The 8,989-nt window shown below is 71.8% G+C and carries 10 protein-coding genes and 1 pseudogene; 5 read left to right on the top strand and 6 right to left on the bottom strand.

Annotated features, from left to right (window positions below):
• The first annotated feature begins 78 nt into the window (after positions 1 to 78).
• A complete protein-coding gene (locus CUT83_RS15530; protein WP_101256442.1) occupies positions 79 to 282 on the top strand; it encodes a PspC domain-containing protein in 204 nt (67 codons plus the stop codon).
• Positions 283 to 420: 138 nt separating this feature from the next.
• On the opposite strand, the gene CUT83_RS15535 is transcribed toward CUT83_RS15530, so the two are convergent.
• Both CUT83_RS15535 and CUT83_RS15540 read right to left on the bottom strand, forming a co-directional pair.
• Positions 421 to 804, bottom strand: coding sequence for an ATP-binding protein (locus tag CUT83_RS15535; protein ID WP_240957538.1), 384 nt, complete (start codon positions 802 to 804; stop codon positions 421 to 423).
• Between the two features lie 164 nt (positions 805 to 968).
• Complete coding sequence (locus tag CUT83_RS15540; RefSeq protein ID WP_101256443.1) at positions 969 to 2,108, bottom strand: adenosine deaminase; 1,140 nt, start codon at positions 2,106 to 2,108, stop codon at positions 969 to 971.
• 186 nt (positions 2,109 to 2,294) lie between these two features.
• On the opposite strand from CUT83_RS15540, the gene CUT83_RS15545 reads away from it, so the two are divergent.
• Positions 2,295 to 3,050 carry an alpha/beta hydrolase gene (locus CUT83_RS15545; protein ID WP_101256444.1) on the top strand — a complete coding sequence of 252 codons (756 nt, stop codon included), beginning with the start codon at positions 2,295 to 2,297 and terminating at the stop codon, positions 3,048 to 3,050.
• A 45-nt stretch (positions 3,051 to 3,095) separates the two neighbouring features.
• Here the strand turns inward: CUT83_RS15545 and CUT83_RS15550 are convergent, their stop codons facing one another.
• Entirely contained in the window at positions 3,096 to 4,097 is a 1,002-nt protein-coding gene (locus tag CUT83_RS15550) for a LysR family transcriptional regulator (protein WP_101256445.1), read from the bottom strand.
• Positions 4,098 to 4,162: 65 nt separating this feature from the next.
• On the opposite strand from CUT83_RS15550, the gene CUT83_RS15555 reads away from it, so the two are divergent.
• On the top strand, positions 4,163 to 5,413 hold the full coding sequence (locus CUT83_RS15555; RefSeq protein WP_101256446.1) for an MFS transporter: 1,251 nt from the start codon (positions 4,163 to 4,165) through the stop codon (positions 5,411 to 5,413).
• Positions 5,414 to 5,447: 34 nt separating this feature from the next.
• Here the strand turns inward: CUT83_RS15555 and CUT83_RS30315 are convergent.
• Positions 5,448 to 5,681 (bottom strand): annotated as a pseudogene (locus tag CUT83_RS30315) (Uma2 family endonuclease); the annotation flags it as partial.
• Positions 5,682 to 5,726: 45 nt separating this feature from the next.
• Here CUT83_RS30315 and CUT83_RS30320 point away from each other — a divergent pair.
• A complete protein-coding gene (locus CUT83_RS30320) occupies positions 5,727 to 5,927 on the top strand; it encodes a DUF397 domain-containing protein (RefSeq protein ID WP_173915083.1) in 201 nt (66 codons plus the stop codon).
• Between the two features lie 541 nt (positions 5,928 to 6,468).
• On the top strand, positions 6,469 to 7,023 hold the full coding sequence (locus tag CUT83_RS15570) for a GNAT family N-acetyltransferase (RefSeq protein ID WP_101256449.1): 555 nt from the start codon (positions 6,469 to 6,471) through the stop codon (positions 7,021 to 7,023).
• A 100-nt stretch (positions 7,024 to 7,123) separates the two neighbouring features.
• Here CUT83_RS15570 and CUT83_RS15575 read toward each other — a convergent pair whose 3' ends face one another.
• Complete coding sequence (locus tag CUT83_RS15575; protein ID WP_101256450.1) at positions 7,124 to 8,083, bottom strand: alpha/beta hydrolase; 960 nt, start codon at positions 8,081 to 8,083, stop codon at positions 7,124 to 7,126.
• A 15-nt stretch (positions 8,084 to 8,098) separates the two neighbouring features.
• Positions 8,099 to 8,845, bottom strand: a complete 747-nt coding sequence (locus tag CUT83_RS15580) for a transposase family protein (protein WP_101254054.1) — start codon at positions 8,843 to 8,845, stop codon at positions 8,099 to 8,101.
• Positions 8,846 to 8,989 lie beyond the last annotated feature (144 nt).

The raw sequence follows: 8,989 nt of genomic DNA on the forward strand, positions 1-8,989 counted from the left end.
TTTCGCCCGCAACGCTCACCTACGGTGGATCTGTCCCCGCCGAACGACGGCGTTCCGTCAGAGCGAAGGAGTCCCGACATGGCCGCAATCGTCCGCCCCAGCGACGACCGGATGATCGCCGGTGTGTGCGCCGGGCTGGCCCGCCGCTTCGGCACCACCCCGAACACGATGCGCGCGATCTTCCTGGTCTCCTGTCTGCTGCCGGGGCCGCAGTTCCTGCTCTACATCGCCCTGTGGATCCTGCTGCCGGACGAGCGCAAGGTGCAGCGCACCGGCTGGTGACGCGCTCGCCGGCGCACACCCCGCACACAGGGGAACGGGCCGCGCACCGGGAATGGCCCGGTGCGCGGCCCGTGGCGCCTCCCGTGGGTGGGGTGGAGGGAGGGGGAGGCGCTGGAAGGGGAGAAGGGGGGAGGCGCGTCAGCCCAGCAGTTTGCCCGTCTGCAGAGCGCCGGTGAGCTGGCCCGTCGGCAGGTTGAGCATCGTCGGCTTCTCCGGGCTGCCCAGCGGCAGGCCGCCGAGCAGGTCCCGCACCGGGTCGTGCTGCTTGGTGTTGGGCCGGCCGGCGTCGGGCTGCTGCCCCGACCGGCCCTCGGCGGGAGCGGGCAGTGTCCTGGCCTGCTGGGGTGCGTCGGGGGCGGGCAGCGTCCTGGCGACCTCCTGCACGGGCAGGCTCTTCACCGCGCCCCCGGCGGTCCTGCCGAGCCCCAGGGCGTCCGCCGCGGAGGCGGCCCCGGCGCCGGTGGCGGCGAAGGCGGCGCCGAGCACGGCGACACCGATCGTCTTCATCGTTCGCTGCTTCATCAGCTGGTACGTCCTCGTGTGGATGGCTTGAGCGGCCTCGCGAACGTAGCCAGGGCACCGCACCCGCCGCAAACACCCCGAAACGGCCCGGCACCCGCGTCCGCCGCCGCGCCCGGCCGCCTCCCGCGCCCTCCCCCGGCCGTCTCCGGCCGGGGAAGTGCTGGTCACAGGCCCTTGGCGGCGGCCTCCCGGAACAGCCACTCGGCCTTCAGCTCGGCGTATCCGGGCTTGATCACGTCGTTGATCATGGCCAGACGTTCATCGAAAGGGATGAACGCGGACTTCATCGCATTGACGGTGAACCACTGCATGTCGTCCAGCGTGTAGCCGAACGTCTCCACCAGGTGCCCGAACTCGCGGCTCATGCTGGTGCCGCTCATCAGCCGGTTGTCGGTGTTGACGGTGGCGCGGAAGCGCAGCCGCCGCAGCAGCCCGATGGGGTGCTCGGCGTACGAGGAGGCCGCTCCGGTCTGGATGTTGGAGGTGGGGCACAGCTCCAGCGGGATCCGCTTGTCGCGCACGTACGCCGCCAGCCGGCCCAGCTTCACCGTGCCGTCGCCGGCGACGTGGATGTCGTCGATGATGCGCACCCCGTGGCCGAGCCGGTCGGCGCCGCACCACTGGAGGGCCTGCCAGATGGACGGCAGGCCGAACGCCTCGCCGGCGTGGATGGTGAAGTGGTTGTTCTCGCGCTTGAGGTACTCGAAGGCGTCCAGGTGGCGGGTGGGCGGGTGGCCCGCCTCGGCGCCCGCGATGTCGAAGCCGACGACGCCGAAGTCCCGGTACCGGTTGGCCAGTTCGGCGATCTCCAGCGAGCGGGCGGCGTGCCGCATGGCGGTGAGCAGGACGCCGACGCGGATGCGGTGCCCGGCCTCGCGGGCCCGGCGCTCGCCCTCCCGGAAACCCTCGTTGACGGCCTCGACGACCTCCTCCAGCGTCAGTCCCGCCTCCAGGTGCTGCTCGGGGGCGTAGCGCACCTCGGCGTAGACCACGCCGTCGGCGGCCAGGTCCTCGGCGCACTCGGCCGCGACCCTCACCAGCGCCTCGCGCGTCTGCATCACCGCGCAGGTGTGGGCGAAGGTCTCCAGGTAGCGCTCCAGCGAACCGGAGTCGGCCGCCTCGCGGAACCAGGTGCCCAGCGCCTCGGGGTCGGTCTCGGGCAGACCCTCGTAGCCGCACTCGCGGGCGAGCTCGGCGACGGTGGCCGGACGGAGGCCGCCGTCGAGGTGGTCGTGGAGCAGCACCTTGGGGGCGCGGCGGATCTGGTCCGGGGTGGGGACGGTGGTGACAGTCTCGCTCGTCATTGCCGCACTCTAGCGCCTACGCGCGTAGATATCACCCTTGGGCGGATCCCGCACCCGCCCGCACACGGCCCGGACGCCGCCCGCACGCCGCCCGCACGCCGCCCGGACGCGACCCTGCGGCTTTCGATACCCAATGGTGACCGCCCGGCACCGCCCGTACACCCCCGCTTCTGCGATCGTTTTGCCGTGACTCAGCAGGCGTTGCCGCGCCGGGATGCGCGGCTGGGGCGGGCGTTCGGTGACGACCACGCGGTACAGGGCGTGGCCTTGCTGCTCCCGGGAGGGACCGCCGGGGGCACTCGCGGCCGCTCCCGCCGGGCCGCGGCGGCGATGCTGCCGCTGGCGCGGCGGCTGGCGCAGGCGGGGGCGGGACACGAGGTGGTCGCGCACCTCCTCCACTACCGCTACCGCGGCTGGAACGGCGCGGACGCCCACCCGGTGCGGGACGCCGAGTGGGCCCTGGACGAGATCCTGCGCCGCTACGGCGACGTCCCCGTATGCCTGGTGGGCCGGGACATCGGCGCCCGGGCGGCGCTGCGGGCCGCGGGCCACCCGGCGGTGGTCTCCGTCCTGGCCCTGGCCCCCTGGCTGCCGGAGGTGTCCGAGGACGGCGGCGAGGAACCGGTACGGCAGCTCGCCGGCCGGCGGGTGCTGATCGTGCACGGCACGGACGACGAGCACACCGGCCCGGACCGCTCCTACCGGCTGGCCATACGCGCCAAGAAGATCAATCCGGACGTCTGCCGCTTCGAGGTCCACACCGACGGCCACGCGCTGCGCCAGCACCGCTCGGAGGTCCTCGCCCTGGCCGAGGACTTCACCCTGGGCTCGCTGTGCGACCGGGACCTCGCCCGCCCGGTGGCCGACGCGCTGGCGGCCCCGCCGCCGCTGGGCCTGCGGATGCCGCTGGCGGCCGGCTTCGGCCGCTCCCTGCGCCACTGAGCACGCCACAGGGTCCGTACGGCCAACCTGCGCACCCCCTGCCCCCTACGCCAGCAGCCGCCCCCGGCGGCTCAGCAGGAACGCCCGGAACGCCGCCACCGGCGGGGTGTCCGGGCGGCCGTCCACCCAGGCCACCCCGATCTCCCGCACCGCCCGCGGCTGACTGACCGCCAGCTCCCGCACCCCTGGCCGGGGCACGGCCGGAGGCGGCAGCAGAGCCACCCCCAGCCCGGCGGCGACCAGCCCGCGCAGCGTCTCGGCCTCCTCCCCCTCGAACGCGATCCGGGGCTTGAAGCCCGCCTCGGCGCACAGCGCGTCGAAGATCCGCCGCATCCCGTAGCCCGGCTCCAGGGTGATGAACGACTCCTGCGCGGCCTCCGCCAGCCGCACCCGCCTGCGCCGCCCCAGCGGATGCTCCTCGGGCACCACCAGCCGCAGCCGCTGCTCGTCCAGGCGCCGCGCGACCAGATCCGGGGCGGCCGGCACCGGGGAGGTCAGGCACAGGTCCAGATCCCCGGCGCGCAGCCGCTCGATCATCGCCTCGCCGTACGTCTGCACCAGCGAGAAGCGCACCCGGGGATGGTCGGCACGGAAGGAGCGGATCAGCCCCGGCACGGTCTCCGACCCCAGCGTGTGCAGGAAACCGAACGCCACCTTCCCCGCCGCCGGATCGGCGTCCGCCCGCACCGCCTCCGCCGCCTGCTCCACCGAGCCCAGCGCCCGCTCCACCGAGGCCAGGAACGTGCGCCCGGCCGGCGTCAGCGCGACCGTCCGCCCCCGCCGCGCGAACAGCGCGACCCCCAGATCGTCCTCCAGCCGGGCCATCGCCCGGCTGAGCGTGGACTGCGGCACCCCCAGCTCACCGGCCGCCCGCGTGACGTGCTCGTGCCGGGCCACGGCTACGAACTGCGCCAGCCGCGGGGTGAGTACGGCGGCCCAGGACCCGGGGTCGATGTGAGGTGCGTCACCGGATGTGCCGGATGTAACCGAGATGTCTTTTCTGTTGCCGACCGGTGACACGACACCCTCCCAGCTCGCCTTATGCATCTCTGCATGAAGACCGGCACCTTTGTGCATTGGACGCATCAGATCCCTGACCGTACGTTCGAGACATGCCTTCCGTCGATACCGGGGCGCCTGTCCGCACAGGTGCCTCTCCCGAGCGTTTCCCCTCCTCCCCCCGGCGCATCAGCCTCGCCCTCTTCGCCGTGGGCCTGGCGACCTTCGCCCTGCTGTTCTCCACCCAGCCCCTGCTGCCCGCCCTCACGGCCGACTTCGGCGTGACGCCGGGGCAGGCGAGCTGGACCGTCTCGGCCGCCACCATCGCGCTGGCGGTGGCCGTGCTGCCGCTGTCCGCCCTCTCCGAGCGCTTCGGACGGCGCACCCTGATGACGGGCTCCCTGGCGGTCGCGGTCGCCGTCGCGCTCGCGCTGCCCTTCGCTCCCAACATGGAGGTCCTGATCGTGCTGCGCGCCCTGCAGGGCGTGGCGATCGCGGGCATCCCCGCCTCGGCGACGGCGTACCTGGCGGAGGAGGTACGGCCGGCCGCGCTGGTCGGGGCGATCGGCCTGTTCGTGGCGGGCAACAGCGTCGGCGGCATGACCGGCCGCGTCCTCACCGGCTGGGTCGCCGAGGGCTGGGGCTGGCGCACCGGGCTCGCGGCGGTCGGCGCGCTCTCCCTGCTGTGCGCCCTCGCCTACCGGCTGCTGATCCCCCGGGCGCACAACTTCACCCCGGCCTCGCTGCGCCCCTCCGAGCTGCTGAGCACCGTGCGCGGCCACCTGTCCGACGGGCTGCTGGTCCGGCTGTACACCCTCGGCCTGCTGTTCATGACCGTCTTCGGCGCGGTCTACACGGTGGTGGGCTACCGGCTGACCTCCGAGCCCTTCGGCCTCTCCCAGGGCCTGGCCGGCTCGGTCTTCGCGATCTACCTCGTCGGCACCGTCTCCTCGGCCGCCGCCGGGCGCCTGACCGGACGGCTCGGCCGCCGCGGCGCGCTCTACCTGGCCATCGGCGCCACCGCCACCGGCCTGCTGCTGACCCTCGGCGACAGCCTCGCGGCCGTACTGCTGGGCCTGGTCCTGGTCACGGCGGGCTTCTTCGCGGGCCACGCGGTCGCCTCCGGCTCGGTGGGCCGCACGGCGAAGACGGGCCGGGCCCAGGCCTCGGCGCTCTACCAGATGGCGTACTACGTCGGCAGCTCCCTGGGCGGCACGCTGGGCGCGATCGCCTACCACGCGGCGGGCTGGAGCGCGACGGTCGCCTTCTCCCTGACCGCCCTGGTCCTGGCGGCGGGCGTCACCCTCTACGCCACGCGCCGCGCGGTGGTCCAGCGCCGCCTGGCGGTCGCGCGGACCTGCTGAGCTCCACCCTCCCGCGGGCGTCTTTCCGGCCGGCTCAGCCGACGGGGAAGACGCCCGTGTCGATGGTGAGGCCGAAGGGATCGGGAAGGTGGATGGTGTCCCCCAACTTCCCCGCGTGCAGCACCCGGTAGACGTCCTCCTTCGGCTCCCCGTAGAGCGTCACGGTCGGGCCGCCGGGCGCCCAGCGGTCCACCAGCAGATACAGCGGCACCCCGGCCAGGGCATACCCGGCGGGCTTGCTGATCCGGTCGTGCCGGGCGTTGGGTGACCTGATGCACCGCATCGTCCGAGAGATCTGAGAAGGAGTGTGCGTATGTCCAATCTTGCCTGGCAGAAGTCCACCTACAGCGGCGAGGCCGCCAACTGCGTCTACGTCGCCGCAAGCGACGACGGCACCATCAAGCTGCGCGAGAGCGACGATCCCGGTGCCGTTCTGAGCACCACGCCCGAGAGGCTGGCCGCCTTCATACGCAGCGTGAAGACGGGCGAGCTCGACCGCTTCACCGAGTCCTGACCTGGGCCGGGGTGCGGTGGGGGCGCGGTGCGGTGGGGGCGGGTACGGGTGCGTGCGGGGGTCGGGGCCGGTCCGGGGCGAACATTCCGGACGGCATGATTTACGGCCGTTGCCGTGCACCGATACATAAAGCGCCCATTGGCCGCAAATCACGCCCCTGGCCTCCGGCATGGGGAACCCCGGAGTGTCCGGAACGTCCGCCCCTCCCCGTCCCCTCCCGCCGTCGCCCGGCTGCGGCTGGTTCCCGGCCGTCCGTCACGCGGTACCGCTCGGGATCAACTGGTCAGGTCCTCGTCTTGTGGGGTGGAGCTTCACCGTCGCGGAGACGCTCAATCGCCTCGCTGCCGCCGACCGGCCGGCACCGGATGCACCATCGGAATGAGCGCGGGCGGCATCGGCAGATCAGGCCCGGTCCGAAGCGCAGTCCGGGTCAGGGCGCTTCGTTCAGCTTGGAGGCGAGCCGCGGATGCCCTGTCCGCGCAGCCGTGTCGCCCTGGAAAAGGGATTGCCCCGGAGGGAGGGCTCACGTTGGCTGGTCGGCATGGCCGAACTGCATACCGATCGCCTCCTCCTTCGTCGATGGCGTGACTCCGACCTCGGACCATGGGCGGCGATGAACGCCGATCCCGAGGTCCGCGAACACTTGGGCGATGTACTCAACCGTGAACAGAGCGATGCCTCCGTGGCACTGTTCCAGGCCGAGTTCGACCGGCGAGGCTACGGGTGGTGGGCGGTCGAGGTGCGGGCCACAGGCGAGTTCATCGGCTTTGCGGGCCTGGACGAAGTGGATGACGGCATGCCGTTCACCGGAGTGGAGATCGGCTGGAGGCTCGCCCGGTGGGCCTGGGGCCGGGGCTACGCCACCGAGGCCGCACTGACGGTACTGGCCTACGGCTTCGACACGCTCGAGCTTCCCGAAGTCCTCGCCGTGACCACAGCCACCAACCTTCGTTCACAGGCGGTCATGCGCCGGATCGGTATGACCCGGGACCCGGCCGACGACTTCGACGACCCCGCCGCACCCGAAGGACCACTGCGCCCGAACGTGCTGTACCGGATCGCCCGCGGTACGAGAGTCCGACATTCGCCGCGGTAGCAGGGGCATGTGCACGGAAGATGCGGTACGGCATGCGGGAAGCCGACCCGCACCCCGCAGCGCGCCGGACGGAATGGCTTACGGCCGTCGCTGCGGCCCGTCAGTCGGCCGAGCCGGTGCCCCAGGCGGAAACCTCTGCGTCGAGTTCCCCGGGCGCCTTCGTGTGGCCTGGATACCTGTAATCCAGACGGTCGGCGTCAGGGTATTTCTCGGCCCATGCTTCCGCCGCATGAGGCGGGTTGACCGGGTCCAGGGGGTTCACGAGGAGAAGCAGCCGTGGCGCTTCCTCCGCGTCGGGCATCGTCCATGTGGAGTCCGCACCGGCAGGCATCACCGAGCACGGACGGTGCATGCCCGAGAGCGCGGCTCCGAGGGGATTCCTCTCCGGCGACCCCGCGCCTGCTCCCCAACCCCGGTACGCCGTACAGACATTGGCGAGGTATCCCACGAACTCCGGAAGCACCTGACCGTCGCGGTGACGGCGGGTGTAGCTACGGCTGCTGGACTCTACGACCCCTTTGCCCGCCTTGCCGATATCCGGCCAACTGGTCAGGATCTCGCGCAGTGGTTCAGCGTTTTTTCCGAGGTCGCGGGAGAGAGAGAAGAGAGCGGTCATCCGCTCGTACTCCTCGACGCCGTCGGCGAGACCGGTCTGCGTGCCGTCGTAGCCCATGTCCCGGAGCGTCCGGTGAAGCTTCTGCCGGCAGTCGGAGGCCGCATCGCTTTCATCGCATCCCATGACATCCTGCAAGCCCGCCTCCACTGCGAGGCTCCGCTCGGTCATAAGCGTGGTCGCGGACGTGCCCGGCGGAGGCGCGGGGGCGTCCATCACCGCCCAGCCGCCGGTGCGTTCCAGCTCGGGCATCACAGCCGTTGCCCGGACCGCCCCGAACGACTGCGCGTACACCCCCGATATCTCCCCCTCCTTCTCGACGAGCTCCTTGAACGACTCCTGGTATTCCGCACGGTCGAGGCGGTAGAGGTCCATGTCGCAGGAGTTCTGGAAATCGTCGGGCCAGTTCTTCGTCTGCCATTCCGAGAGTTCGCCGCCCTTCGACACGTCAGTGAACGCTTCTCATCCTGAGCGCCAGGCGATCTCGATGGCGTGAACGGCGGCGACCGTGCGACCGATGCGGTTGGTGCTGCACCGGGCCTTGCGGAGGATCCGCCATTGCTTGAGGCGGGCGAAGGCGCGTTCGCCCGGGGCGCGCAGCCGGGCGTGGTCGCGGTTGTACTGCTGGTAGTGCTCGGGCAGGTCGCGATGACCGTAGTAGGGGGTGCGGACGGTCGCGCCGGCGCCCTGGTAGGCGCGGTCGGCCAGGACGAGGAGCTGACGGGACAGGCAGGCTTGGATCACACCGTGGGCGCGGGCTGCGGTCAGGTCGTGCGTGCGGCCCGGTGTCGCGCGGGAGAACCAGAGCGGGGTGCCGTCCGGGCGGGCGATGACCTGCACGTTCATCCCGTGGCGGCGGTGCTTCTGCGAGTAGTACGGCTCGTCCGCCGCGATGCGGTTGGTAGTGATCAAAGTGCCGTCGAGGATGACGAACCCCTCCGGCGGCAGCTCGCGCAGGGCCTCGTGCAGGCTCGGGGCGCGCTCGGCGAGGAGGTCGACCGTTTCGCTCACGTACCGGCCGGCGGTGGCGGTGGAGATGCCGAACCCCGCTGCGGCCTGGGCCAGGGTCTCGTTCTTGCGCAGGTGCACCAGGACCAGCAGGGCCTGGCGGAAGCAGCCCAGCTTCCGCCAGCGGGAGTTCAGCTCACGCCTTCGGGCGTAGATGAGCCAGGAAACGTGCTCCACGACTTCGTGGGGGACGTCGAGCATGGCACGATACGGGACCAACAGGGCTCCTGTGTCGAGACGTTGGCGAGTGAGATCACCAGCCGCAACGACCAGGAGCCCTGCCGCGTTACGGCCCCCCGACCACCAGCCGCCATCACCCACGAACCACAGGATGAGAAGCGTTCA

The organism is Streptomyces barkulensis (genome assembly GCF_002843305.1).
GTDB classification, from domain to species: domain Bacteria; phylum Actinomycetota; class Actinomycetes; order Streptomycetales; family Streptomycetaceae; genus Streptomyces; species Streptomyces barkulensis.